Below are 24697 nucleotides of genomic sequence, written 5' to 3' on the forward strand. Positions count from 1 at the left end.
CAATTCGAAAAGCCAGCCATCTCCGCTGGCGGCCGTTTATGTCTTTTGCTAGGCTCGCCAGAGCCTGGAATACGGTCTATTCGACTGCGCTTCCGATCATGCATAGTGAGCTAGCACACACGTGATGCAACCCAGAATTGTCGTTGTCGGCGCCGGAATCGCCGGATTGTGCGCAGCGATCGCCTTTGCCCGGCGCGGGTATAAGGTGGATATTTTTGAAGCCAGCCAGACGTTGGACGAGGTAGGCGCCGGGCTTCAATTGTCGCCCAACGTCACGCGGTTGATCCACGATCTGGAAATCGGAGACCAGCTTTCAGCAGTCATGGTCGAGCCACCCAGATTGTCGCTATTGTCGGGCATAGATCTGCAGACCTTGTGCGAAATACCGGCTGGCGGGTTTGCCCGCCGGCGTTGGGATGCGGCCTATGGCGTCATCCATCGCGCTGATCTTCAAAAACTGCTGGCCGATGCCGTCAACGCGGATGCGCTGTGTACGCTGCATCTGGACAGATCCATTGTGGCGGAGTCCGAACCTCAACTCCTGGCATTGCTGACGAGGGCGATGGGCGCTGAACCGGATTTGGTTGTTGGTGCGGACGGCGTGTGGTCGGCCATGCGGAGGATGGTGCCCAACGCCCCTTCCGCAACTTTTTCAGGATCGATCGCCTGGCGCGGGCTGTTGAATCCCGGTGATCTGCCAGCCCTGAAAAACCCTGACCACGTGAACGCATTCCTTGCGCCCGATACACATCTGGTAACCTATCCCCTCGGTCATCGCGGCGTCGTTAACGCCGTGGCGATCACACCAGGCAAGGTAACGGGCCGCAATTGGGACAACGAAGGCAACGTCGAGGAACTGCGCGCGCTGTTTGGCGGCTGGAACAAAGCAATTCTCAATGCCCTCGGCAACGTGTCGTGGCGCTTCTGGCCACTCTTTGAAGTCAGGAACACGTGCTACACAGCCGGCCGTAAAACGGCTCTCATCGGCGATGCTGCCCACGCCATGACACCGCACGCTGCACAAGGAGCCGCAATGGCTATCGAAGATGCCTGCGCGCTTGCGGCGTGCTTCGACGCCGCGAATGGCAACACAGACGATATGATGCCGATGTTCGATGCGCTGAGAATCCCACGGATCGCGCGCGTTCGAAAGCGGGGTGATTTCAACAAGTTTGCCTATCACGCAAAAGGCCCGGCCCGGATCGCCAGAAACCTGATCCTGTCTATGCGGACGCCGGAGACGCTGGCATCCGACCTCGACTGGCTCTACGGTTACGACGCGACCGATCTTTCACAACTTTGAACCAACGAAATTGGCCGGCGCGGAGCCGGCCAGTTTAGATTGATTGCAACACCTGGCGTCCGCTAGTGCAGAATCTGGCTCAGGAAGAGCTTCGTACGCTCATGCTGGGGATTGTCGAAGAACTCGCCGGGCTCGTTCTGTTCAACAATCTGGCCCTGGTCCATGAAGATGACGCGGTTGGCAACCTGACGGGCAAAACCCATTTCGTGGGTTACGCAGATCATGGTCATGCCTTCCTCGGCAAGGCCCACCATGGTGTCGAGCACCTCCTTGATCATTTCCGGATCAAGCGCCGATGTGGGCTCGTCAAACAACATGATCCTCGGATTCATGCAAAGCGAGCGTGCAATGGCGACGCGCTGCTGCTGCCCACCGGAAAGCTGCCCCGGGAACTTGTGTGCCTGCTCCGGGATTTTCACGCGCTCGAGGAAATGCATGGCAACATCCTCGGCTTCTTTCTTGGGCATCTTGCGAACCCAGATCGGCGCCAGTGTGCAGTTTTCAAGTATGGTCAGATGCGGAAACAGATTGAAGTGCTGGAACACCATGCCAACTTCCCGGCGCACTTCGTCGATCTTTTTCAGATCATTCGTCAGCTCGATGCCATCGACGACGATCGTGCCCTTCTGGTGTTCTTCCAACCGGTTGATACACCGGATCATGGTCGATTTTCCAGAGCCCGACGGACCCGCCACAACGATCCGCTCGCCCTGCATGACCTTGAGATTTATGTCCCTCAAAACGTGAAAATCACCGTACCACTTGTTCATGTTGGTAATCTCAATGGCGACATCCGTTTCGGACACCTTCATCTTTGACCGGTCGGCTTCTACTTCTACTTCGTGAGCAGCGTCTTCTGACATAGCGCTCTTCCCCTAATTATGATTTGTGACCGGTATCGAGCCGGCGTTCCATATATGCTGAATAACGTGACATGCCGAAGCAGAAGCAAAAGTAGACAAATGCTGCGAACATGTAGCCCGTGAGCAACTGCACCGGCGACGCCCAGGTGGGATCCGTGAAGCTCGACTGGATCTGACCGAGGAAATCGAACAGGCCGATAATCAGCACCAGCGTCGTATCCTTGAAAAGGCCGATAAAGGTGTTGACGATTCCCGGTATGACCAGGGTCAAAGCCTGCGGCAGAATAATCATCCGCATCATCTGACCGAAGCCCAGGCCGAGCGCCATGGCCCCTTCATATTGCCCCTTTGGAATGGCCTGCAGGCCGCCGCGCACAACCTCGGCCATGTAGGCGGCGGAGAACATTGCCACACCGATCAGGGCCCTCAGCAATTTGTCGAAATGCACCCCTTCGGGCAGGAACAGCGGCAGCATCACCGACGACATGAAAAGGACCGTGATCAACGGCACACCACGCCAGAACTCGATGAACACCACCGAGAACAGCTTGACGATGGGCATGTTGGAACGCCGCCCGAGCGCCAGAGCAATGCCGATCGGCAGCGATACGGCGATGCCTGTAATTGCAATGACCAACGTCACCAGCAATCCGCCCCAGCGGTCCGTTTCGATGGACTGAAGGCCAAACGGCACAGCAAACAGAGCGAGGACAATTGCCAGCCCTGCCATGAAGCCGAGTACCGTCTTCAGCGTCGGCATTGGATCTGAATGCGTCCCCCTCGCAATACCCAGGCCAATGGCAAGAATGACGAGCGTCAAAATCACATAGTCGACCCAGAACCTGGCAGCCGACGGGGCCATGACGGCATCCGGCAGCAGGAAGCCGCTATAGTGAAGATTGCCGCCGGTCAGCAGGATAAAGGTCGCAACCGGGAATATCACGCTCAGGAAGATGATGTTCGCCTGCTTGAAAGGCACGGAAGGGATCAGAAGCGGTGCAAGCCCGCCAAAGAACATGACAAAGACGATGTTGACCCGCCATTGTTCCGCGTCCGGATAGCGCCCATAGATAAACTGGTTGAAATAGGCATCGGTATAAGCCCAGCAGGCCCCAAACCATCCGTCCGGCCTCAAGCCGCCCTGCGCTTCCGTGGCACAGGCTTCGCGGTTGGCGCCGGTCCAGACCGATTCGACAAAAGCGAAGCTGATAAGCGGCGGAATGATCACATACAATATGTAGATGACCAGGATGGTCAGAACCGAGTTGACCCAGTTGGAAAACAGGTTGGCACGTAACCAGTGGATCGGTCCCACGGCACTGCTCGGCGCCGCGGATTCTTCAAGAATGTTGTCCCGAACATAGGCGACGGAGGAGTTGTTAGCTGAATCTGCCATGGTCCTACCTCTCCACCAGCGCCATTCGGGCGTTGTACCAGTTCATGAAAGCCGAGGTCAGAAGCGACAGGCCGAGATAAGTCAGCATGGTCATGCCGAGGATCTCGACGGCCTGGCCGGTCTGGTTCAGCGCGGTTCCGGCAAACACCGAGACGAGGTCTGGATATGCGATCGCCACAGCCAGGGACGAGTTTTTCGTCAGGTTCAGATACTGGCTCGTCAAAGGCGGAATGATCACCCGCATTGCCTGCGGAATAATCACCAGGCGCAGGGTCGGACCTGAGCGAAGACCGAGCGCATGCGCCGCCTCCGTCTGCCCCTTGTCGACCGCCAGAATTCCAGCCCGGACAATTTCGGCGATAAAGGCCGCTGTATAGGTCGACAGCGCCAGAAGCATGGCGATGAATTCGGGAATGATGGTCATTCCGCCGCTCGGACGAAAAGCACCTGCCACCGGATAATCGAAGACCAGCGGCAATCCGGTAACGAGGAAAATAACTGCGGGCAGTCCGATGATCAGCCCGAGGCCGGTCATGAAGACCGGAAACTGCTGGCCGGTTTTCGCCTGGCGCTGGCGTGCCCAACCGGAGATGAAGAACGTCAGGACAATGCCGATGACGAACGTTATCGCCGTTATAAAAAACAGATCCTCAGGGATCGGCTTGGGTGCAAACCAGCCGCGATTGTTCAAAAGGCCAAGCAGCCCCAAATCAGCACTGCTCCGCGGGTGCGGCAACAGGCGCAGAACACCGAAATACCAGATGAAAATGTGTAGAAGCAGTGGAATATTGCGGAACGTCTCGACATAAATCGTCGCAACCGAGCGGACGACAAAGTTCTGCGACAGGCGTGCAATGCCGATGATGAATCCAAGGATCGTTGCGAGCAACACGCCAATGAACGCAATCGATATCGTGTTCAAAAGCCCGACGACATAGACCTTGCCATAACTCGATTCAGCCTGATTGTATTCCAGCATGGATTGGCTGATCGCGAATCCCGCATTGCGTCCGATAAACCCGAAGCCAGAAGCGATGTTCTGTGCTGCCAGGTTGGCGAACATGTTCTGGACACCAACGACGACCAGATAAACGATCACCACAAGCAGCACGACCTGGTAAACCCAGCCGCGCACTTTTGGATCGTTGAATATGGCAACCTTTGGCTGACCGACGTCCTGTGAAACGTCTTGCAGAGCCATTTTGAAATCTCCCACCCGTGCCACACCGAAGCCGGGGTGACAGGGCCTTTACATTCCCCACGTCCACCTTGTCGGCGGATCGTTCGTTATTCTTGAAAGAAACTGCCCGGCAACATGGATTGCCGGGCAGAATACGTCTTTCCTATCGGATCGGCGGACCGTATTGCAGGCCGCCTTCCTGCGTCCACAGCGCATTCACGCCGCGGGCGATTGCAAGTGGCGTGTCCGGACCGACATTCCTGTCAAAGGCTTCGCCGTAGTTACCAACGCCTTTGATGATGTTGTAGGCCCAGTCATTGCCGAGGCCGATGGCGCCACCGAATTCACCTTCGGTGCCAAGCAGGCGCTTGACGGACGGGTTGTCGCTGTTCTTCATCTCGTCGACATTTGCGGACGTGACACCGAGTTCCTCAGCGTTCAGCATTGCAAAATGGGTCCACTTGATGATGTTCAGCCACTGGTCGTCGCCCTGGCGGACAACCGGCCCGAGCGGCTCTTTGGAGATGATTTCCGGAAGAACGACGTGTGCAGCCGGATCCGTCAGCTTAAGACGCTGAGCATAAAGGCCGGACTGGTCAGTCGTGTAGACGTCGCAGCGGCCGGCATCGTAAGCGGCAACAACTTCGTCGGCCTTTTCAAAGGCAACGAGCTCGTATTCCATCTTGTTAGCACGGAAATAGTCGGCGACGTTCAATTCCGTCGTCGTGCCGGTATTGGTGCAGATCGATGCACCCGAAAGCTGCAGCGCTGAGCTGATGCCCATGTCCTTGCGAACCATGAAACCCTGACCGTCATAATAATTGACGACAGAGAAGTTCAGGCCCAGAGCCGTGTCGCGGCTCATGGTCCACGTGGTGTTGCGGGACAGCACATCCACGTCACCGGACTGAAGCGCAGTAAATCGCTCTTTAGCCGACAGCGGTGTGAATTTGACCTTTGATGCGTCCCCAAAAATTGCCGCAGCGACAGCGCGGCAGAAATCAACATCCAGGCCAGACCAGTTGCCGTCCTGATCCGGGTTTGAGAAGCCGGGCAGCCCCTGGCTCACGCCGCATTGCACTGAGCCTTTTCCTTTAACGTCGTCCAGCGTCGCAGCCGATGCAGCTCCGGCCGAGAGGCCCAAAACTGCAGTGCCGACGATCGCCGACAGGATTTTTCTTGTCATTGTATACAACCTTTTCTGTTGCCCTGTGTATCACTCCCATAAGCACGCAGGGCACGCCGGAACCTGAAGGCTCCGCCCTCCCCATCTCGTGCTTTCGACGCCGCTATCACATTCCCAAATCAGCGCTGCGGTCAAGTGCTTATGTCCAAATTCCGACATTTCCTGCGCAATTTGGTTAAACCGCGCATCAAGCAGGGCGAAATTGAACATTATTTTCAATTTTTTGGACCCAATGGCCATCTTGCCCTTTGAACACCTACAACCAAAGTTGTACACCGGCCATTTGGATGAGGCACAACGGGATTTGAATATGACTAAGGCAAAAGACGGGTCGAATTGGGGTGTCAATACGAAGCTCGCGCACTCGGGCAATGACCCGCATGACTTCTTCGGATTTGTTAATCCGCCGGTTGTTCACGCCTCAACGGTGCTGTTCCCCGATTGTGCAACGATGGAAAGCGGCGACCAGAAATACACATACGGAACCCACGGAACACCGACAACAGATGCGCTGGCGGGCGCAGTCGACGGACTTGAGGGATCGGCCGGAACTATCATCGTGCCTTCCGGTCTTGCGGCCGTAACCGTTCCGCTGCTTGCATTCCTCAAGTCGGGAGACCATCTGCTCATGGTCGATTCGGTCTATTTTCCCACCCGCCGGTTTTGCGACACGATGCTGCTGAACCTCGGCGTGGAAATATCCTACTACGACCCGCTGATCGGTGCCGGCATCGAAGCATTGATCAAACCGAACACAAAAGTCGTCTTCACCGAATCACCCGGTTCGAACACGATGGAGATACAGGATATCCCGGCCATCGCCGCAGCTGCGCACAAACACGATGCGGTGGTCATGATGGACAACACCTGGGCAACCCCGATTTATTTCAAGGCGCTCGACTTCGGTGTCGATATCAGCATTCATGCGGCCACGAAATATCCAGGCGGCCACGCCGACGTGCTGCTCGGGCTTGTTTCGGCCAACGAAAAACACTGGCAGCAACTGGAAGATGCGCAAACGAATCTCGGCGTCTGCGGCAATCCAAACGAAAGCTATCAGGTGCTCAGAGGTCTGCGCACCATGGGTGTGCGGCTCGCGCATCACCAGAAATCAGCACTGGAAATTGCCCAGAAGATGAAGGGTATGGCCGGCGTTATCGACGTCCTGCACCCTGCTCTGTCCGATTTTCCGGGCCACGATTTATGGAAGCGTGACTTCAAGGGCTCCAGCGGCCTGTTTTCCTTTGTGCTGGATGGCGGCCCGTCGCGCGATCTGTGGCGCAGGAAATCGCATGCATTCCTCGATGCGCTGCAGATTTTTGGCCTGGGCTATTCCTGGGGCGGTTATGAGAGCCTTGCCGTCAGGGTCTCGCTCAAGGACCGGACAATCGCCACCGGGCCGCAAGAAGGGCCGGTCATCCGCCTTCAGATAGGGCTTGAAGACACGGCGGACCTGCTCGCTGACATAGAGCGCGGACTTTCAGCGGCAAACGACATTGCCTCGGCCTGATCCTAGGCGCCACGATCGGAATCACGCTTTAAGAACACCGCCCGCATCGAGCACCGCCTGCCTAGTATCGACGTCCAATAGCGCAGCATCGCCAATATCGACATCGATGACAGGCAGTCCTGCCGACGTAATGATCTGCCGGGCGCCGACATCGCCCTCCAGCCGCAGAACCGAATCGAAAGTCTCGCGAGGCAGGATCACCGGGTTGCCGCGCACCTCGCCGCTGGCAGCGCGCACGATCGCCTGTCCGCCCACCTTCCTGAACGCGTCGATCATCGCTGAAAGATGTTCCGTCCTGATCGCAGGCATATCGGCAAGCATGACAAGAGCGCCTGCAGCTTCTGGACCGACGGCGGCAATACCACAGCGAAGGGATGACGCCATGCCCTCGTCGAAATCGGGATTGTCGACGATATTGACGTCGAGCCCCTCAAGCGCTGCCGACATTTCCGGGCTGCGGTAACCTGTAACGGCGTGTACTGAGCCACCATTACTGGCGATCGCTGTTTCGCATGACCTGCGCACTAGCGGCACGCCATCGAACTCGGCCAGCAGTTTGTGCGGCACCAAGCCTTCATCCTCTTTATGCGTAGCCGAACTCATGCGGCTGGCCCGCCCGGCTGCAAGAACGATGATTTCCACCGGCAGGTCCTTTGTTGTAGCGGGTTCGCCGGCGAGCCTCGGCTGCGGCCGGCTCGGAATTTCTTTCAGGAGACCGCCAACCCCCATTGTCGTGATCGTGTCGGACGTTGGAGTGTCGCCGGACAATATACGCGCAAGCACCCAGTCAAACCCATTCTCCTTGGGGCTGCGCGCGCAACCGGGCGCACCGATGACCGGCACATTTCCGACATACCCAAGCACAAGGAGATTACCAGGATCCACAGGCATCCCGACATGGTCGACAACCCCTCCGGCCTGAACAATGCCCGATGGTATGACATCCTCAGCATCAACGATCGCCGAAGCACCGAAAGCTACGATCAGATCGCAATCGCCGGCAAGTTCCGAGACCGCCTCGCCAACGGCGGCGTCATTATGCGCAACTCTTTTTTCCGTTACGATTGTGCTGCCCGACGCATTAAGCCGTTCCTGCAGCAGCCTGGCAGTTTTATCCATGACGGAGGGTTTGAGAGACGGAAGCACAGTTGCCACCAATCCAACCCGTGCAGGCGAAAACGGCTGCATTGCAATGATGCCCGGGGTTGCAACAGCTTCGACAGCGCGGCGCAGACTATCGCTGGGAACGGCCAACGGGATTATCTTGATCGTCGCGACCATATCGCCGGCGGCGACTTGCGCGTTGTTATCCAGGGTCGCCAGGGTAATTGATGGATCGATGCGGTTGAAACGGTCTACCAGCGCTTTATCGGCACGAAAGAGGCCGTTCTCGCGTGCGAACAGATTGACACGCCCGGTCGCCGCAGCCCCGGCCCTTATATTGTTTGGAGCCAGCGCTTCTCCAAGCCGGGCGGCGGCTTCGTCTTCACCCACGTCGCCCTCTTCCAGCCGGGCGGCGACAATCTCCGTGACACCAGCGTTTTTCAACGCCGCCAGATCATCCTGATTGAGAATGCGCCCCTTTTTCAGCCGCAGTTTTCCAACGATCAGTGAATGCGCGAGGATGGCGCCAAGCGCCGCTTCCGTATCGACCGGTCCGAACTTCAATTGACCGCCACCTGTCGTTTACGCAGCGCCTCTATGATCTCGGCCAGGATCGCGACCGCAATCTCCTGCGGGCTCGCCGCTCCGATATCGAGCCCGATGGGCGACGCGATGCGGGCGATCTGCTCGTCACTGACACCCTGTTCCTTGAGACGCTCGACGCGCTTGGCGTGGGTCTTGCGGCTGCCGAGCGCCCCGACATAGAAGCTTCCGGCTTCCAGCGCCGCCTTCAATGGATAATCGTCGATCTTCGGATCGTGTGTAACGGCTGCAAGCGCGGTATAGGCATCGAGCGGCTGGCGCTCCAGCACCTCATCGGGCCATTCGGCCAGCAGCTCTACATTGGCGAACCGCTCTTCCGTCGCAAAGGCGGTCCTCGGATCGATCACCCGCATGTCAAATCCGGCAATGCGCGCCATCGGTGCTAGCGCCTGAGAAATATGAACCGCCCCGATAACAAACAGCCGCGCCGGCGGCACGTGGACATTGAGGAAAAAGCTACGCCCACCGGATTCAACCGCAGCCGATTTGCCGGTCCGAAAGCCCCGTTCGACTGCGGAAGCCAAATCACCGGTGACACTGTCGCCTTCCCGCACGAGACGGCCGCTTCCGTCTTCCAGGTCGGTTACAAGGATGGCCGCTCTGCGTGCTTCGCGCTCGACATTCAGTTGTTTGAGAAGATCAAGATCCACCGCTCACCCCAGCCTTTCGACATAAACACGGATGCGCCCGCCGCAGGAAAGGCCGACTTCCCAGGCTGTTTCGTCTGCCACCCCGAATTCAAGCATGCGCGGTTTGCCGTCCGCTATGATGTCGGTTGCTTCGCTGACAACCGCACCTTCAACGCACCCACCGGACACTGAACCGTGAAAATTGCCCTCCCCGTCAATGACGAGGTGGCTGCCAACCGGACGTGGCGCGGATCCCCAGGTCTCAACAACGGTGGCAACGGCCACGTCCCGCCCCTCGCCTGCCCAGCGTTCGGCAATCGTCAGCGGATCGAGTGTTTCGCCAGTTTCTGTCATCGGTTCGGCCTCCTAGTTTTTAACCCGTCGCGCTCAGGAACCGCCTCGGATCGGTATTGCCGCGTTCATCACCCTCAAATGCCGCCACGAGATCGGACAGGGCTTCAAGGTTGTGCACGGGCCGGAATTCATCGACATGCGGCAGCATAGCCCGCACGCCCATGGCTTTTGCCTCAAAGCCCTCAAACCGCAACAACGGATTCAGCCAGATAAGGCGCCGGCAGGATTTGTGAAGCCTTTCCATCTGCTGAGGCAGGTCATCGACGCTTTCGCGTTCCAGCCCGTCGCTGATCAAAAGAACGATGGCGCCCTGCGACAACACCCTTCGCGACCAGAGGCGGTTGAATTCGCGCAGCGCTTCAGAAATGCGGGTTCCACCTGACCAATCCTGCACCGCCGACGCGCATTCCGCCAGCGCCTCATCCGGGTCACGATGACGCATCTGCCGCGTAACATTCGTTAGCCGGGTTCCAAACAGGAATGTATGCACACGGCGGCGCTTCTCCGTCAGCACATGTAGAAAATGCAGGAAAACCCGCGTGTACTGGCTCATCGATCCCGAAATGTCCGCCAAAACGACAAGCGGTGGATGCACTGTTTTGTGTTCGCGAAAGCGCGGCAGGATGAGCGAGCCTCCGGTCTTCAGAGACATCCGCATAGTGGCACGTGGATCAACGGTCTTAGGACGGTGGCTTGGCTTGAAGCGGCGGGTCCTGACGCGGTCGTGCGGCAGGATCAGATGCGTGAGCGCCTGCTTCGCCTGGGCAATCTCTTCCGCCGTCATCTGGGCGAAATCCATCTGGCGCAGCACTTCGTTGCCGGAGCTGGTGAAGCGCGCATCGATCTCGATTTCCGGCTCGTCTTTTTCGGGACGCCGCACATCCTTGTTCTGCAATGCCTGGCTGGCGCGCGTTTCGCCGGCCCGCTGTTTTTCCTTATCGGGTCGCTCCAGCGCCACCGGAGAAAACATCGCGATCATCTTTTCAATCAGATCGCGCGAGCGCCAGTAGAGGCGAAATGCCTCATCAAAAACGGCGTGGTCCTCATGCCGGTTGACGAAGACCGAGTGCAGCGTCCAGTAGAAATCCTCGCGCGAGCCGATACCAGCAATCATCACCGCCTCGACAGCCTCGGTCACCGCAGCCGGCCCGACGCGCATCCCGGCGCGCCGCAAGGCACGGGCGAAATAGACGATATTGTCGGCCAACCGTCCATCTGGTGGTGTGTGCTTTTCTATGCCGGTAACGCTACCCAGATTCATCCTCCGTTTCCGGATCAGTCGGTCCTCAGGCCGTCGCCAGCTCTGACTTCAACTCTTCCAGAAGCTTCCTGCCTTCACCCTCTTCGATACGGGCGATGTCATCCTGATATTTCAGCAAGGTACCGATCGTGTCCGAAATCACTTCGGGGTCGAGTGCAACGCTGTCGAGTTCGGTCAGCGCTGTCGCCCAGTCGATCGTTTCTGCAACGCCCGGGTTCTTGAAGAGATCGAGCGTCCTGAGCTTTTGCACATAGCCGACAAGCTGCTTTGAAAGCTCCGCATTGCATCCAGGCACCTTTCGCCCGACGATCTCCAGCTCGGCAGCCGCATTCGGATAATCGACCCAGTGATAGAGGCAGCGCCGCTTCAGCGCGTCATGAATTTCACGCGTGCGGTTCGTGGTGATGATCACGATGGGCGGTTCGTCCGCCTTGATGACGCCAATTTCAGGGATCGAGACCTGATATTCCGAAAGCAACTCGAGCAGATAGGCCTCGAACGCCTCATCGGTTCGGTCCAGTTCGTCGATCAGGAATATCGGTGCACCGCCACCTTCTGATGATAGCGCCTGCAAGACGGGGCGGCGTATCAGATAGTGATCGGAAAAGATGTTGCGTTCGATGGCCGCGCGGTCCGTTTCACCGGCAGCCTCGGACATCCTGATTTCCAGCATCTGCGCCGGATAGTTCCATTCGTAAACCGCCGTCGAAATATCGAGGCCCTCATAGCACTGAAGCCGGATGAGAGGCCTGTTCAGCCCCTTTGAGAGCACCTTGGCAATTTCGGTTTTCCCGACACCTGCTTCGCCTTCAAGCAACAGCGGCCGGTGCATTCTCAGGCTCAGGAACAGTACGGTCGCCAACGCCCGGCTCGCGACGTAATTCTGTCCATCCAGCAACTCCAGCGTCTCGTCAATGGAGCCTGGAATTGGTTTCGGCTTGTCGGTCAAAGCTTTGTCCTTTGGCTGTGTGTCCGGCATTTCCTGTTTGCGCACGCAGGCTACAGGCTCCGCCACTCCCGGTCCATAAACAGAAGGGAGGACTGTACATTGCCGATTCGCAATCCCGCGACCTCTCCGAACAGCACCATATGGGTGGCCAATTCCTTGTGTTCCATCAGATTGCAGTCAAATACAGCCATGGCGTCCGTCAATGTCGGGCATCCGGTGGAAATCGTGTCCCACTCGCCCATGGCAAACCGCTCATCGGCATCCTTGTTTTCAAATCCGGCAAACGCTGCCGCCATCGCCTGATGTTGAACGGCCAGTGTATTAAGGGCGAAATTGCCGCTTTCCAGGAAGATCCTGTTGTTTGGATTGGATTTGTTGAGGCAGACAAGAACAATCGGCGGTTCGTCGGATACCGAACAGGCAGCCGTGACCGTTACGCCACGGCGAATACCGTTGTGCTCAGTCGTCACGAGCTGCACATGGCCGACATACCGGGCCATGGCATCCCTATAGTCCTTCGACTGAACCGTCTTTCGTTTCAACACGCATCATCTCCAACAATTTCCGGATCTCGTCCGGCGTGCAGGCAATACATAGACACATCTTCGCATTTTGAAACCATTTTGCCGATTTTCTTGTCCGATTCACCGCTATAGCGGCGCCAACCATACTATTTATGGCTGTCCGGCCGTTCAGGAAACAGAAATACGCATTAAGGACAAATCGATGCATGCCATGCTATTCGGCAAGGTTCGACTTGGTAGCGCTTATGTGATCTGTTATCGCTTGGGGAAACAACCGTTTGCGTTTTGGGGTATAGAAGAAAATCGATGAGGCTGGCACGTTCATCCGTTGTTGCTGTGATTGCCTTGGCGGGCATCCAGCTTCTTGCTCCCGCAGCAGCGGCTCAGGACAACGGTCAAGGCCTTCGGGTCGGCATCATGGTGCCTCGGGAAGGCAATTTTTCCGTTCTGGGTGATCAGGTCGTTTCCGGCATTGAAGTTCTCGCCGCGAATTCAGGAAACGGAATTTCGGAAATATTGGAAGAACCCGATTCCTGCGATGCGGCCGGGGGCGAAGACGCGGCAAGCGCCTTTGTCGAGGCGGGGGTGGACGCCGTCATTGGATTTTTATGCATGGAAAGCCTGGCGACCGCGCTGCCCGTCCTTTCAGCATCCGGCATTCCGGCCATTACACTGGGCGTGCGTTCGGCAATCATCGCCGAAGATGCCAGCCGCAACAACTGGCTGTTCTATCGCCTTGCCCCGCGCGATGACGACGAAGCGAAGATGATCGCCCGGACGATCTCGACCGATTGGCTCGGAAAGCCCCTGGCGCTGATAGAAGACGGAACGATCTACGGGCGTGAGCTGATGGAATCGGTCCGGCTGAGACTCGAGGAAATAGGCATCAGCCCGGTGTTTGTAGACAATTTCAGGCCCTCCCAGGACAAACAGTTCGGCCTTGTCCGCAGGCTCGAAAAATCCGGCGCAACTCACATATTCGTCGGTGGCGACCGGCAGGACGCAGCAACGATCGCACGCGACAGCAAGGAGGCCGATCTCGACCTCACATTTCTTGGCGGCGATGCGCTAAACGCAGCCGATAGCGAGCCACCGCTCGCCAATGGTTTCCTGGCGGTCACGCTTCCAGAGCCGCGTTTTCTGCAGAGCGCCGAACGCGCCGTTTCGCAGTTCGACAATGCCGAGATCAGCATTAGCGGCTACAGCATTCCGGCCTATGCATCCGGACAAATCCTGCTGGCGGCCAAACGTGCCTCCAGCATTGCCTCGTCCCCATTGGCCGAGCATCTGACGGGCAAGGAGTTTTTTACGGCCATCGGCAAAATCGAATTCGACGATTTTGGCGAACGAAAAGACAATCCCTTTGAGCTGATGGTCTGGTACAACGGCACATTCATGCCGGCCAGCCTGTCGGAAAGACCCCGAGGTGAAGACACTGTGGGCAGCAATTGAATGATAAAAACCGGTCCACGCAATCTAATCACCGATGTCGATGGTCTGCTTGTCGGAAACGCTGAGGATCAAGAGCTCAAATCAGGGGTAACGGCAATCCTGTGCGAGGACGCGGCCGTGGCGTCCGTACAGGTGCTCGGCGGCGCACCCGGCACCCGTGAAACAGACCTTCTGGAACCCCACAACACCCTCGAGACGGTGAATGCGATCGTCCTGTCTGGCGGCTCTGCCTTCGGCCTCGATGCTGCTTCAGGGGTGCAGGCCGCACTGCGCGAAAAGGGTGTGGGCTTCGAGATCGGCCCCAATATTATCCCGATCGTTCCGGCTGCTATCTTGTTCGACCTCTTAAATGGCGGAAACAAGGATTGGGGCCTTTACCCGCCCTATCGCGAGCTCGGATATGAGGCCGCCACGAAGGCCACCCGGGAATTTGCTACCGGAACCGCAGGCGCCGGCGCCGGCGCGATGACGGCCGATCTGAAAGGCGGCCTCGGCTCGGCATCCGCCACGCTCGATAATGGAGTGACGGTCGGCGCGCTGGTGGCTGTCAATTCGGTGGGTACGGCAAATGTCGGCGGCGGCGCTCACTTCTGGGCCGCGCCCTTCGAATGCGGCGCCGAGTTCGGCGGCCTCGGACTGCCTTCGCCGCAGCCGGAAAGCACGACAGACCTGCGGATTAAATTCCGCGAGCGGCACAGTCCCGAAGGCGCGAACACCACAATTGCGACAATTGCAACCGATGCGGTCCTGACCAAGGCCGAGGCAAAACGTCTTGCGGTCTCGGCGCATGACGGCTTTGCCCGGGCGATCTGGCCGGCGCATACGCCTTTCGACGGCGACCTGATTTTCTCCATTGCAACGGGCCGGAGTGGCAAGAAGCTCGACGTTGATGGCTTTCTGGACCTGTGCGCGGCGGCCGCGGCAACAATGTCACGGGCAATAGCACGGGGCGTATTCGAAGCCCGCGAGGAACCGAACGACGTCAATCCCACCTGGCAATCGAAATTCGGCGGCAAATAATGCAGGCCGCATCGATGACGCCCCGTCCGATTGTCTCCGGCTGCAGGAAGTGTTAAGCCCCGCAAAATTCCCGGAGCAGTGGAGTAAACCATGAACCGCCCCATCAGGATCGCGCCATCCATTCTTGCAGCGGACTATTCCAAGCTTGGCCAGGAAGTTCGCGATGTAACCGACAATGGCGCGGACTGGATCCATCTTGATGTCATGGACGGCCATTTCGTCCCCAACATTTCCTACGGGCCCGATGTCATCAAATCACTGCGTCCGCACAGTAAAGCGGTGTTTGACTGTCACCTGATGATTGCACCGTGCGATCCCTATGTCGAAGCCTTTGCCAAGGCCGGCTGCGATATCATCACGGTGCACGCCGAAGCCGGCCCGCATCTCCACCGCTCGCTGCAGGCAATCAGGGCTCTGGGCAAGAAGGCCGGTGTGTCGCTCAATCCGGCGACCCCTGAAAACGTGATCGAGTACGTCCTCGATGAACTCGATCTGATCCTAATCATGAGCGTCAATCCGGGGTTCGGAGGGCAAAAATTCATATCGGCGGTTCTGGAAAAAGCCAGGCGCATAAACGCCATGATCGGCGACCGGCCGATCGATCTGGAAATCGACGGCGGCGTTACCGCCGATACGGCCCCTCTGGCCGCCGCAGCCGGTGTCAATGCTCTGGTGGCCGGCTCGGCGATCTTCAAAGGAGGCACAGCTGAAGCCTACAGAGACAATATTTCCGCTATCCGCGCCGCCGCGGAATCCGCACGAAGCTAAACTCCGCAATTGCCGTCCGGGCCTGAACCGTTGAAGGGGCAAGCCGCACCGCAAACAGCACGTGCAGGAACGCAGCGTTCGGCAACGTCGAAGACCGGCATACTGAGCGCCCGCTGGTTCCTTTTCGGTGCTCCCTTGTGGGGCGCGGTCATGGCGCTCTCTGTCTATGCAGGACTTCAGATATCGATCGGCGGGTTAACCTCCCATATGACAGCCCTGCTGGCGCTCTATTTCGCAGGCGGGACGCTCGCATTTCCCATCGCACTTGTAATCATCGGTTTTCTCACAAGGAAAAGGCGCGCCGAAGCCCGGTTTTCCATCGCATTCATCTGCCTTGGGGGCCTGACTGTTGCCGTCACAGCCGGGCTGTTCGCGATCATCTACCGGAGCTTTTATGCCCAGTGGCACGGTGAGTTTGCAACTGTGCTTTGGGCTTACCAGCTTGCTTTTACCCTTGCATCGGCGCTTTATCAGTTTGCCGTCATCGGCGTGCGCAACTTTATGCCCCTTGGTCTGGTCTTTCTTGTTGCAGCAAGTTACCGGCTGGCCAAAACGACGCGTTGAGATCGGGGCTTTTTTCTGCTAGCAGGCTGCCATGCGGCCAAACGGCGGTTGATCGCCTCGCCCGATTCCTCTGAAACGACATCACCAGTGAGTGTCATTAATGATCCCTCGTTATTCCCGTCCTGAAATGGTGGCCATCTGGTCGCCCGAATCCAAGTTTCGCATTTGGTTTGAAATTGAAGCCCACGCCTGCGATGCATTGGCAGAACTCGGCGTCATACCCAAATCGGCTGCCGAAACCATCTGGGAAAAAGGTGGCAAGGCAACATTCGACGTTGCCCGCATTGACGAGATCGAGGCTGTCACCAAACACGATGTCATTGCGTTTCTGACACATCTTTCCGAAATCGTCGGGCCGGACGCACGGTTCGTGCACCAGGGCATGACCTCCTCGGATGTTCTCGACACCTGCTTCAATGTCCAGTTGGTGAAAGCAACGGACATTCTGCTTGCAGATATGCACAAACTGCTGGCTGCGCTTAAGAAACGGGCACTTGAGCACAAGGAAACGATCACCATCGGCCGCAGCCACGGCATTCATGCGGAACCCACCACTTTCGGGGTTAAACTGGCCCTCGCCTACGCCGAGTTCGAGCGTTGCCTGAAACGGCTGGAGGCGGCACGCGAAGAAATTGCCACCTGCGCTATTTCGGGGGCAGTCGGCACATTTGCCAATATCGACCCGCGTGTTGAGGACCATGTCGCCAGATCCATGGGCCTTTCCGCCGAAACAGTTTCAACGCAGGTTATCCCGCGTGACCGCCATGCAATGTATTTTGCCACGCTCGGCGTCATCGCCTCCTCGATCGAAAGGCTTTCGGTCGAAATCCGTCACCTGCAGCGCACCGAGGTCCTGGAAGCCGAAGAATACTTCTCGCCTGGCCAGAAGGGCTCTTCTGCCATGCCGCATAAACGCAACCCGGTTCTGACCGAGAACCTGACCGGCCTTGCCCGCATGGTCCGCTCCTATGCAATGCCCGCCATGGAAAACGTCGCGCTTTGGCATGAGCGTGATATCTCGCATTCGTCGGTCGAGCGCATGATTGGTCCGGATGCCACCGTTACGCTGGATTTTGCCCTTGCGCGGTTGACCGGTGTTGTCGAAAAACTCGTCGTCTATCCTGACAACATGATGGCAAACCTAAACAAATTCAGGGGCTTGGTGCACTCCCAACGCGTTCTCCTTGCCCTGACCCAGGCGGGCGTCAGCCGCGAGGATGCCTACCGGCTGGTTCAGCGCAACGCCATGAAGGTCTGGGAGGAAGGCAAGGATTTCCTCGAAGAGCTGCTGGCGGATGAAGAGGTTCGCAACGCGCTTTCTGAAGATGATATCCGAGAAAAATTCGACCTCGGCTATCATACCAAGCACGTCGATACGATATTTGCGCGCGTCTTTGGTACGTAGACCTGTTTCTCAGGATTTGTGTGGTGAGTAATCGATGAAAGCTTCTGACGCCGACATCCTGATCGTTCCCGGCTACAAGAATTCGGGCCCTGATCACTGGCAGAGCCGCTGGCAGGCCAAACTTTCAACCGCCCGGCGGGTAGAGCAGGAAGCCTGGTCAAAACCGGAACGCGATGATTGGACCGCAAACATCGCAAAAGCCGTAAACGAGGCAGAAAAACCGGTCGTCATAGTCGCCCATTCGCTTGGCGCGGCCGCAGCCGTCCAGGCGGTTCCCGAATTCACCAACAAGGTCAGCGGCGCACTGCTTGTGGCACCGCCTGAAGTCGAAAATCCGAAAATCCGGCCAAAACACCTCATGACATTCGGGCCGTATTCGCGCGATCCCCTGCCGTTTCCGGCCATCGTGATCGCAAGCCGCGACGATCCGTACAGCAGCTACGAATCGGCGGACGACATTGCCGCGGCCTGGGGAGCGTTGTTCATGGATGCCGGCAAAGCCGGACATATCAATGCTGAGTCGGGATTCGGCCCGTGGCCAGAAGGCCTCATGGTGTTCGCCAAATTTCTCAGCAAACTAGAAGCCTGAATGCAAATTGGCCCCGATACATTAAGAAACGGGGCCAAAATATTGATTACTCGGAAACAATTTGCTCCATTGCCGTATGCATGAATTCATCCATGTGGCGGCGAATCTGATGATCTGACTGGTCCACACCGGCTTCGTCAAAATCACGGCGAACCTTGCGGAATACGTCCTCGTCACCGGCTTCTTCGAAATCGGCCAATACCACTTCCTTGGCGTAGGCTTCGGCGTCATCGCCTTCCTTGCCAAGCAATTCTGCTGCCCACAGGCCCAGCATTTTATTGCGACGGGCCTCGGCCTTGAACCGCAGCTCCTCATCATGTGCAAATTTGTTTTCGTAGGCTTCGCTGCGCTCGTCCATGCCGCTCATATTCAGTTCTCCTGAACGTAAAGTTATTACATAGCTCTGCAAACCTTTATAGCAAGTATCTGCTTGGCTTACATCTCTAAACCAAATGCCTGCCAAAAGATCAATCGCTGCTTTGGTCGCGGGCAAATTATCTGCCTATTTCGTCAAATTGACGAGACCCGGCGATTGTGAAATGCGGCGGTTTCAGCTAGATGGTAGCGGAATTTGACGCAAATGGGGCAGCACTCAATCTCCCGCTGCAGAAACAGAGAACATCATGAATCGTCGCCGCCGTATCTATGAGGGCAAGGCCAAAATTCTCTATGAAGGCCCGGAACCGGGAACACTCGTACAATTTTTCAAGGACGATGCCACCGCATTCAATGCCAAGAAGCACGATGTCATCGAAGGCAAGGGCGTGCTCAACAACCGGATTTCCGAGTATGTCTTCGAAAATCTCAACCGGATCGGCATTCCGACGCATTTTATCAAACGCGTGAATATGCGCGAACAGCTCATCAAGGAAGTCGAGATCATTCCGCTGGAAGTGGTGGTGCGCAATGTGGCTGCCGGTTCGCTTTCCAAGCGGCTCGGTCTTGACGAAGGCACCGTCCTGCCGCGTTCGATCATCGAGTTTTATTACAAGGCCGACGCGCTCGATGACCCCATGGTTTCAGAAGAGCACATCACCGCATTCGGATGGGCAAGCCCGCAGGAAATCGACGACATCATGGCGCTCGCCATCCGCGTCAACGACTTCCTTTCCGGCCTTTTCCTCGGCGTCGGCATCCAGTTGGTCGATTTCAAGATCGAATGCGGCCGCCTGTTCGAGGGCGACATGATGCGCATTGTCGTCGCCGACGAGATTTCGCCGGACAGCTGCCGCCTTTGGGATATAGAAACCAAGGACAAGATGGACAAGGACCGCTACCGCCGCGACCTCGGCGGTCTGGTGGAAGCCTATCAGGAAGTCGCCCGCCGCCTCGGCATCGTCAACAAGAACGAGCCGCCACGCGGAACCGGGCCGGTCCTGGTCAAATAAAGACAGCGAACAGCACTCAAGGAACAGCAACCGTGATCAAGGCACGTGTCACAGTCACTCTGAAAAACGGGGTGCTCGACCCACAGGGCAAGGCCATAGAAGGCGCGCTCGATTCGCTCGGCTTCGAAGACGTCGGCCAGGTCCGCCAGGGCAAGGTGTTCGATATCGAACTTTCTTCCACGAATACGGCGAAGGCGCAGGAGCAGATTTCCGCCATGTGCGAAAAGCTGCTCGCAAACACTGTCATCGAAGACTATTCGGTCGAACTCGTCTGAATCCTATAGATCGGTCCTGACCGCCCAAAGTTCAGGAAAAAACGTACGGTCGAGCGCGGTTTTCAAGAAACCAACCCCGGATGAGCCGCCGGTACCCTTTTTGTAACCGATGATTCGCTCAACGGTTTTCATATGGCGGAACCGCCATTGCTGGAACCGGTCCTCGACATCGACAAGTTCCTCGGCAAGCTCGTAAAGCTCGAAATAACGCTCCGGCTCCCGATAGACCTGCAGCCAGATGTCGCGAAGCGCATCGCTGAATGTATGGGTTTTTGAAAAGTCCCGTTTCAGCAGCAGATCGGGAACGTCAAATCCTGCCCGGCCGACAAGCGCGATCGCTTCATCGTAGATGCTCGGTCCGCGAAAGGCGGCTTCAAGCCGCTCAAAGATTTCCGGACGGTGCCTGTGCGGCGCCAGCATGCGTTCATCCTTGGCACCGAGCAGAATTTCCACAAGCCGGTACTGGTAGGACTGGAAACCGGACGCCTGCCCCAACTGATCGCGGAATGTCATATAGTCGGACGGGGTCATGGTCGAAAGCACGTCCCACGCCGTAATGAGCTGCTCTTGAACCGCGGAAATGCGTGCAAGCGCCTTGAAAGCGATTCCGGCCTTGTCCTCACGCAGATTGCCCATGGCAAATTCAAGCTCGTTTATGATCAGTTTCAGCCACAGTTCCTGTACATGGTGGACAATGACAAAGAGGGTTTCATCCTGCTTGTCGCTCAGCGGAGACTGCGCCGACAGCAAAGTGTCGAGCTTCAGGTAGTCGCCATAGGACATGCGCCCCTCGAAATCGAGCGACATGCCGCTTTCGACCCGGCTGGTTTCCTTTGCCAATTTTTACTCCATGGTCCGGACGATCCGGTTATCTGCAAAACACCCTGATTTCCGGTTCAGCAGCGTTTATTTTAAGTTTAAAATATCTAAACAATACTCCGCACTGGAAAGCAAAGCAACAGCTATCGCAATTCACCCACATATGCGTTAAAAGGCAGCCGAACCGACCCAGATCCGCAAGGCGTTCCAGAACTATGAAATCTGCTGTCCTCCTCCTGCCCGGCCTCAACCGCGACCGGGACATGATTGCCGCATTGACCAAAATTTCAGGCGAGCCGCCCGTTACCGTGTGGCAGACCGAGACGGAAATTCCCGACGTCGATCTGGTCGTCATCCCGGGCGGGTTCTCCTACGGCGATTATCTGCGCTGCGGTGCCATTGCCGCCCGCATGCCGGTCATGGAAGCGGTTCGAAAAAAAGCCGAGGCAGGCGTTCGTGTTATGGGCGTGTGCAACGGCTTCCAGATTCTGGTAGAGGCGGGCCTTTTGCCCGGCGCACTGATGCGCAATGCCTCGCTCAAATTCGTCTGCCGCGAAGTTGAGCTCGAGGTCGCAAACGCAAACACAGCCTTTACCGGGCAATACGGCCAAGGCGATATCATCCGTTGCCCGGTCGCCCATCACGACGGCAACTATTTTGCCGAACCCGATGCGCTGAAGAAGCTCGAAGACAACGGACAAGTCGTTTTCCGCTACGCCAACGGTACAAACCCGAACGGCTCGATCAACGACATTGCCGGCATCGTCAATGAGGCTGGCAACGTGCTTGGCATGATGCCACACCCTGAAAATCTCATCGAAGCAGCCCATGGCGGCACCGACGGCCAGGCACTGTTCAGCGCCGCGCTTGGAATTGCCGCATGAGGGCACTGAGGCAAGGATTGACCGCTACAGCAACCCTGGTCGCCGCAGGACTGCTGACGGCCTGCCAGACTTCCGGCCCGGGCAATCTGACTCTCAAGTCGTCCGAAGCGGCTCTGCCGACCATGGAGCGCATTGCCTTGGCAGCCAGCAAATGCTGGTTCAAGAGCGGCGAGCGCAGTTTCAGAGCCTATCGCCTTGCCCCAGAGCTCAATTCCTTTTCCGGCCGGCCCCGCATCCTGATTGTGCCGCGCAACAGACCTGAGGACCGCCCGCTGGCCGTCGTCGAAGGTGAAGGCAATCCTGCCACCGTCAACGCCTATGGTCCGCTGCTGTTCGAAGCCACCGGTAGCCGCATGACCGCCGATATCAAGCGCTGGACCAGCGGCTCGACCGCATGCGCTTAGCCACTTTAAACTCGTTTACAATAAAGCCGACATGAACATACCCAACGAAATCCAGATCACCCCGGACCTTATCGAAGCCCATGGGCTGAAGCCGGATGAATACGACCGCATTTTGGAGCTGATGGGCAGGGAACCGAGCTTCACCGAACTCGGTATCTTTTCGGCCATGTGGAACGAGCACTGCTCTTACAAATCCTCCAAGAAATGGTTGCGCACGCTACCGACCGACGGCCCGCAGGTCATACAGGGCCCCGGAGAAAACGCCGGTGTCGTCGACATTGGCGATGGCGACTGCGTTGTCTTCAAGATGGAGAGTCACAATCACCCCTCCTACATCGAACCCTATCAGGGCGCGGCGACGGGCGTTGGCGGCATTTTGCGCGACGTCTTCACCATGGGCGCACGGCCCATTGCATCAATGAACGCCCTGCGTTTTGGCGAACCCGATCATCCCAAAACCCATCACCTTGTCGCCGGGGTTGTTGCCGGTGTCGGCGGATATGGCAATTCCTTCGGCGTTCCGACCGTGGGCGGCGAGGTCGAGTTCGACGCGCGCTACAATGGCAACTGCCTCGTCAACGCGTTTGCTGCGGGTCTCGCAAAGTCCGATGCGATCTTCTACTCCAAGGCAGAAGGCGTTGGATTGCCCGTCGTCTATCTTGGCGCAAAGACCGGCCGGGACGGTGTCGGTGGAGCAACGATGGCCTCAGCCGAGTTCGACGAATCGATCGAAGAGAAACGTCCGACCGTGCAGGTGGGCGACCCGTTCACTGAAAAATGCCTGCTGGAAGCCTGTCTGGAGCTAATGGCATCCGGTGCCGTTATCGCCATTCAGGACATGGGGGCGGCCGGCCTCACCTGCTCTGCCGTTGAAATGGGCGCAAAAGGCGATCTCGGCATTGAGCTCGACCTCGATAAGGTGCCGGTGCGCGAAGAAAACATGAGCGCCTACGAGATGATGCTTTCTGAAAGCCAGGAACGCATGCTCATGGTCCTGCGTCCGGAAATGGAAGCCGAAGCCCAGGCGATCTTTGTCAAATGGGGGCTGGACTTTGCCATTGTCGGCAAGACCACCGACGATCTGCGCTTTCGGATATTCCACCAGGGTGACCTCGTCGCCGACCTGCCGATCAAGGAACTCGGCGACGAAGCACCGGAATATGACCGCCCCTGGCGTGAAACCGGTCTTTATTCACCGCTTGCCGCACAGCAGATCGATGAGCCCGAAGACTACGGCAAGGCGTTGCTGTCACTCGTTGGATCCGCCAACAATGCGTCGCGCCGCTGGGTGTTCGAACAATATGACACGCTCATCCAGGGAAACAGCCTGCAATTGCCCGGCGGAGATGCGGGCGTTGTCCGCGTCGACGGCCATCCCTCGAAAGCGCTTGCCTTTTCCTCCGATGTGACCCCGCGCTATTGCGAGGCCGACCCGTTTGAAGGCGGCAAGCAGGCCGTCGCCGAGTGTTGGCGCAATCTGACGGCAACCGGCGCCGAACCGCTGGCATCGACAGACAATCTCAATTTCGGCAATCCGGAGCGCCCCGAAATCATGGGCCAGCTTGTGAAAGCGATCGAAGGTATCGGCGAAGCCTGCTCAGCCCTCGGCTTTCCCATCGTTTCCGGCAATGTCTCTCTTTATAACGAGACCAATGGGGAGGCGATCCTGCCGACCCCCACAATTGCCGGTGTCGGCCTCATCCCGGACTGGTCGCAGATGGCAACCATAGGCGGTTCGAATGAGGGCGACGTCATCATCCTGTTCGGCGGGGACGGGACCCATCTCGGCCAGTCGGTTTATCTGCGCGATCATCTCGGCCAGACGGACGGCCCCCCGCCTCCGGTCGATCTTTGGGCGGAAAAGCGAAATGGCGATTTTGTCCGCTCAGCCATCCGCAACGACCAGTTCAGCGCCTGCCACGACATCTCCGACGGCGGCCTCGCCCTGTGCCTGTCGGAAATGGCCATCGCATCAGGTAAAGGCATGCAGATTGGCCTGGATAACGAACTGGAACCCGCGCACGCGCAGCTCTTTGGTGAGGATCAGGCGCGCTATGTCGCGACCGTATCACCCGAGCTCGCCAACTTCGTATGCATGAATGCCGAAGGCGCCGGTGTGTCCTTCAGGCGGCTCGGAACCGTCGGCGGTGACCGATTGACGATCGATGAGCTGCTCTCCATATCTGTAGAAGAGTTGCGCACTGCCTATGAATCATGGTTCCCAGACTATATGGATGGGACTGCAGCAATGGCTGGTGAAGGCTGAG

25 protein-coding genes are annotated in these 24697 nt (G+C 57.6%); 13 read left to right on the forward strand and 12 right to left on the reverse strand.

What is annotated here, in order from left to right; genetic code table 11:
- Positions 1-124: 124 nt before the first annotated feature.
- Positions 125-1303 carry an FAD-dependent monooxygenase gene (locus ABVT35_RS13035; RefSeq protein WP_368467010.1) on the forward strand — a complete coding sequence of 393 codons (1179 nt, stop codon included), beginning with the start codon at positions 125-127 and terminating at the stop codon, positions 1301-1303.
- Between the two features lie 62 nt (positions 1304-1365).
- Here ABVT35_RS13035 and ABVT35_RS13040 read toward each other — a convergent pair whose 3' ends face one another.
- From ABVT35_RS13040 to ABVT35_RS13055, 4 genes are all read right to left on the reverse strand, one after another.
- The gene (locus ABVT35_RS13040) at positions 1366-2166 is read right to left on the reverse strand and encodes an amino acid ABC transporter ATP-binding protein (protein ID WP_368467012.1); all 801 of its coding nucleotides are present in this window, start codon (positions 2164-2166) and stop codon (positions 1366-1368) included.
- Positions 2167-2182: 16 nt separating this feature from the next.
- The gene (locus tag ABVT35_RS13045) at positions 2183-3562 is read right to left on the reverse strand and encodes an amino acid ABC transporter permease (protein WP_368467014.1); all 1380 of its coding nucleotides are present in this window, start codon (positions 3560-3562) and stop codon (positions 2183-2185) included.
- 4 nt (positions 3563-3566) lie between these two features.
- On the reverse strand, positions 3567-4763 hold the full coding sequence (locus tag ABVT35_RS13050) for an amino acid ABC transporter permease (protein ID WP_368467016.1): 1197 nt from the start codon (positions 4761-4763) through the stop codon (positions 3567-3569).
- Between the two features lie 142 nt (positions 4764-4905).
- Positions 4906-5928 carry an amino acid ABC transporter substrate-binding protein gene (locus ABVT35_RS13055; RefSeq protein ID WP_368467017.1) on the reverse strand — a complete coding sequence of 341 codons (1023 nt, stop codon included), beginning with the start codon at positions 5926-5928 and terminating at the stop codon, positions 4906-4908.
- Between the two features lie 310 nt (positions 5929-6238).
- Here ABVT35_RS13055 and ABVT35_RS13060 point away from each other — a divergent pair, with 310 nt between their 5' ends.
- Positions 6239-7438, forward strand: coding sequence for a cystathionine beta-lyase (locus tag ABVT35_RS13060; RefSeq protein WP_368467018.1), 1200 nt, complete (start codon positions 6239-6241; stop codon positions 7436-7438).
- 21 nt (positions 7439-7459) lie between these two features.
- On the opposite strand, the gene ABVT35_RS13065 is transcribed toward ABVT35_RS13060, so the two are convergent.
- Genes ABVT35_RS13065 through ABVT35_RS13090 form a run of 6 tightly spaced genes read right to left on the reverse strand, consistent with a single transcriptional unit; the run spans position 7460 to position 12883 of the window.
- Positions 7460-9106: an NTP transferase domain-containing protein gene (locus ABVT35_RS13065; RefSeq protein ID WP_368467019.1), complete on the reverse strand. Its 1647-nt coding sequence runs from the start codon at positions 9104-9106 to the stop codon at positions 7460-7462.
- Complete coding sequence (locus ABVT35_RS13070; protein ID WP_368467020.1) at positions 9103-9795, reverse strand: XdhC family protein; 693 nt, start codon at positions 9793-9795, stop codon at positions 9103-9105. Before ABVT35_RS13070 ends, ABVT35_RS13065 begins: the two co-directional genes overlap by 4 nt.
- Before the next feature lie 3 nt (positions 9796-9798).
- Positions 9799-10128, reverse strand: a complete 330-nt coding sequence (locus ABVT35_RS13075; RefSeq protein ID WP_368467021.1) for an XdhC family protein — start codon at positions 10126-10128, stop codon at positions 9799-9801.
- A 19-nt stretch (positions 10129-10147) separates the two neighbouring features.
- Positions 10148-11389, reverse strand: coding sequence for a VWA domain-containing protein (locus ABVT35_RS13080; RefSeq protein ID WP_368467022.1), 1242 nt, complete (start codon positions 11387-11389; stop codon positions 10148-10150).
- A gap of 25 nt (positions 11390-11414) precedes the next feature.
- A complete protein-coding gene (locus ABVT35_RS13085) occupies positions 11415-12368 on the reverse strand; it encodes an AAA family ATPase (RefSeq protein WP_368467868.1) in 954 nt (317 codons plus the stop codon).
- Positions 12369-12388: 20 nt separating this feature from the next.
- The gene (locus ABVT35_RS13090) at positions 12389-12883 is read right to left on the reverse strand and encodes a flavin reductase (protein WP_368467023.1); all 495 of its coding nucleotides are present in this window, start codon (positions 12881-12883) and stop codon (positions 12389-12391) included.
- Positions 12884-13168: 285 nt separating this feature from the next.
- On the opposite strand from ABVT35_RS13090, the gene ABVT35_RS13095 reads away from it, so the two are divergent.
- The 6 genes from ABVT35_RS13095 (at position 13169) to ABVT35_RS13120 (ending at position 18660) form a co-directional block, all read left to right on the forward strand.
- A complete protein-coding gene (locus tag ABVT35_RS13095) occupies positions 13169-14314 on the forward strand; it encodes a branched-chain amino acid ABC transporter substrate-binding protein (protein ID WP_368467024.1) in 1146 nt (381 codons plus the stop codon).
- Complete coding sequence (locus tag ABVT35_RS13100) at positions 14315-15334, forward strand: P1 family peptidase (RefSeq protein WP_368467025.1); 1020 nt, start codon at positions 14315-14317, stop codon at positions 15332-15334.
- A 90-nt stretch (positions 15335-15424) separates the two neighbouring features.
- Positions 15425-16102: a ribulose-phosphate 3-epimerase gene (rpe, locus tag ABVT35_RS13105; RefSeq protein ID WP_368467026.1), complete on the forward strand. Its 678-nt coding sequence runs from the start codon at positions 15425-15427 to the stop codon at positions 16100-16102.
- 30 nt (positions 16103-16132) lie between these two features.
- Entirely contained in the window at positions 16133-16666 is a 534-nt protein-coding gene (locus tag ABVT35_RS13110) for a hypothetical protein (RefSeq protein ID WP_368467027.1), read from the forward strand.
- Between the two features lie 100 nt (positions 16667-16766).
- Positions 16767-18071 carry an adenylosuccinate lyase gene (purB, locus tag ABVT35_RS13115; RefSeq protein WP_368467028.1) on the forward strand — a complete coding sequence of 435 codons (1305 nt, stop codon included), beginning with the start codon at positions 16767-16769 and terminating at the stop codon, positions 18069-18071.
- Between the two features lie 34 nt (positions 18072-18105).
- Positions 18106-18660, forward strand: a complete 555-nt coding sequence (locus ABVT35_RS13120) for an RBBP9/YdeN family alpha/beta hydrolase (protein WP_368467029.1) — start codon at positions 18106-18108, stop codon at positions 18658-18660.
- 46 nt (positions 18661-18706) lie between these two features.
- Here ABVT35_RS13120 and ABVT35_RS13125 read toward each other — a convergent pair whose 3' ends face one another.
- A complete protein-coding gene (locus tag ABVT35_RS13125) occupies positions 18707-19027 on the reverse strand; it encodes a DUF1476 domain-containing protein (protein WP_368467870.1) in 321 nt (106 codons plus the stop codon).
- A 256-nt stretch (positions 19028-19283) separates the two neighbouring features.
- Between ABVT35_RS13125 and purC the strand changes: the two genes are divergently transcribed.
- Both purC and purS read left to right on the forward strand, forming a co-directional pair.
- Positions 19284-20048 carry a phosphoribosylaminoimidazolesuccinocarboxamide synthase gene (gene purC / locus ABVT35_RS13130; RefSeq protein ID WP_368467030.1) on the forward strand — a complete coding sequence of 255 codons (765 nt, stop codon included), beginning with the start codon at positions 19284-19286 and terminating at the stop codon, positions 20046-20048.
- A 32-nt stretch (positions 20049-20080) separates the two neighbouring features.
- Positions 20081-20323, forward strand: a complete 243-nt coding sequence (purS, locus tag ABVT35_RS13135; protein WP_368467031.1) for a phosphoribosylformylglycinamidine synthase subunit PurS — start codon at positions 20081-20083, stop codon at positions 20321-20323.
- A 3-nt stretch (positions 20324-20326) separates the two neighbouring features.
- On the opposite strand, the gene kynA is transcribed toward purS, so the two are convergent.
- Positions 20327-21130, reverse strand: a complete 804-nt coding sequence (gene kynA, locus ABVT35_RS13140; RefSeq protein ID WP_368467871.1) for a tryptophan 2,3-dioxygenase — start codon at positions 21128-21130, stop codon at positions 20327-20329.
- A 227-nt stretch (positions 21131-21357) separates the two neighbouring features.
- Here kynA and purQ point away from each other — a divergent pair, with 227 nt between their 5' ends.
- The 3 genes from purQ to purL are packed head-to-tail and all read left to right on the forward strand — an operon-like array spanning position 21358 to position 24696.
- A complete protein-coding gene (gene purQ, locus ABVT35_RS13145) occupies positions 21358-22026 on the forward strand; it encodes a phosphoribosylformylglycinamidine synthase subunit PurQ (protein WP_368467032.1) in 669 nt (222 codons plus the stop codon).
- Positions 22023-22430, forward strand: coding sequence for a hypothetical protein (locus ABVT35_RS13150; RefSeq protein WP_368467033.1), 408 nt, complete (start codon positions 22023-22025; stop codon positions 22428-22430). The genes purQ and ABVT35_RS13150 overlap by 4 nt, the downstream gene beginning before the upstream one ends.
- Positions 22431-22461: 31 nt before the next feature.
- Positions 22462-24696 (forward strand): phosphoribosylformylglycinamidine synthase subunit PurL, encoded by a 2235-nt coding sequence (gene purL / locus ABVT35_RS13155; protein ID WP_368467034.1) that lies wholly within the window; start codon positions 22462-22464, stop codon positions 24694-24696.
- Position 24697 lies beyond the last annotated feature (1 nt).

It is taken from the genome of Hoeflea sp. TYP-13 (assembly GCF_040932035.1).
In the GTDB taxonomy this organism is placed as follows: Bacteria; Pseudomonadota; Alphaproteobacteria; order Rhizobiales; family Rhizobiaceae; genus Hoeflea_A.

Coding starts and splice junctions, on each gene's coding strand:
- purB (WP_368467028.1), top strand. CDS start 16,767: ATGATCCCTCGTTATTCCCGTCCTGAAATGGTGGCCATCTGGTCGCCC.
- ABVT35_RS13040 (WP_368467012.1), bottom strand. CDS start 2,166: ATGTCAGAAGACGCTGCTCACGAAGTAGAAGTAGAAGCCGACCGGTCA.
- ABVT35_RS13080 (WP_368467022.1), bottom strand. CDS start 11,389: ATGAATCTGGGTAGCGTTACCGGCATAGAAAAGCACACACCACCAGAT.
- ABVT35_RS13100 (WP_368467025.1), top strand. CDS start 14,315: ATGATAAAAACCGGTCCACGCAATCTAATCACCGATGTCGATGGTCTG.
- ABVT35_RS13085 (WP_368467868.1), bottom strand. CDS start 12,368: ATGCCGGACACACAGCCAAAGGACAAAGCTTTGACCGACAAGCCGAAA.
- ABVT35_RS13095 (WP_368467024.1), top strand. CDS start 13,169: ATGAGGCTGGCACGTTCATCCGTTGTTGCTGTGATTGCCTTGGCGGGC.
- ABVT35_RS13045 (WP_368467014.1), bottom strand. CDS start 3,562: ATGGCAGATTCAGCTAACAACTCCTCCGTCGCCTATGTTCGGGACAAC.
- rpe (WP_368467026.1), top strand. CDS start 15,425: ATGAACCGCCCCATCAGGATCGCGCCATCCATTCTTGCAGCGGACTAT.
- purQ (WP_368467032.1), top strand. CDS start 21,358: ATGAAATCTGCTGTCCTCCTCCTGCCCGGCCTCAACCGCGACCGGGAC.
- purL (WP_368467034.1), top strand. CDS start 22,462: ATGAACATACCCAACGAAATCCAGATCACCCCGGACCTTATCGAAGCC.
- ABVT35_RS13035 (WP_368467010.1), top strand. CDS start 125: ATGCAACCCAGAATTGTCGTTGTCGGCGCCGGAATCGCCGGATTGTGC.
- ABVT35_RS13125 (WP_368467870.1), bottom strand. CDS start 19,027: ATGAGCGGCATGGACGAGCGCAGCGAAGCCTACGAAAACAAATTTGCA.
- purC (WP_368467030.1), top strand. CDS start 19,284: ATGAATCGTCGCCGCCGTATCTATGAGGGCAAGGCCAAAATTCTCTAT.
- ABVT35_RS13150 (WP_368467033.1), top strand. CDS start 22,023: ATGAGGGCACTGAGGCAAGGATTGACCGCTACAGCAACCCTGGTCGCC.
- ABVT35_RS13120 (WP_368467029.1), top strand. CDS start 18,106: ATGAAAGCTTCTGACGCCGACATCCTGATCGTTCCCGGCTACAAGAAT.
- ABVT35_RS13050 (WP_368467016.1), bottom strand. CDS start 4,763: ATGGCTCTGCAAGACGTTTCACAGGACGTCGGTCAGCCAAAGGTTGCC.
- kynA (WP_368467871.1), bottom strand. CDS start 21,130: ATGTCGCTCGATTTCGAGGGGCGCATGTCCTATGGCGACTACCTGAAG.
- ABVT35_RS13055 (WP_368467017.1), bottom strand. CDS start 5,928: ATGACAAGAAAAATCCTGTCGGCGATCGTCGGCACTGCAGTTTTGGGC.
- ABVT35_RS13060 (WP_368467018.1), top strand. CDS start 6,239: ATGACTAAGGCAAAAGACGGGTCGAATTGGGGTGTCAATACGAAGCTC.
- ABVT35_RS13075 (WP_368467021.1), bottom strand. CDS start 10,128: ATGACAGAAACTGGCGAAACACTCGATCCGCTGACGATTGCCGAACGC.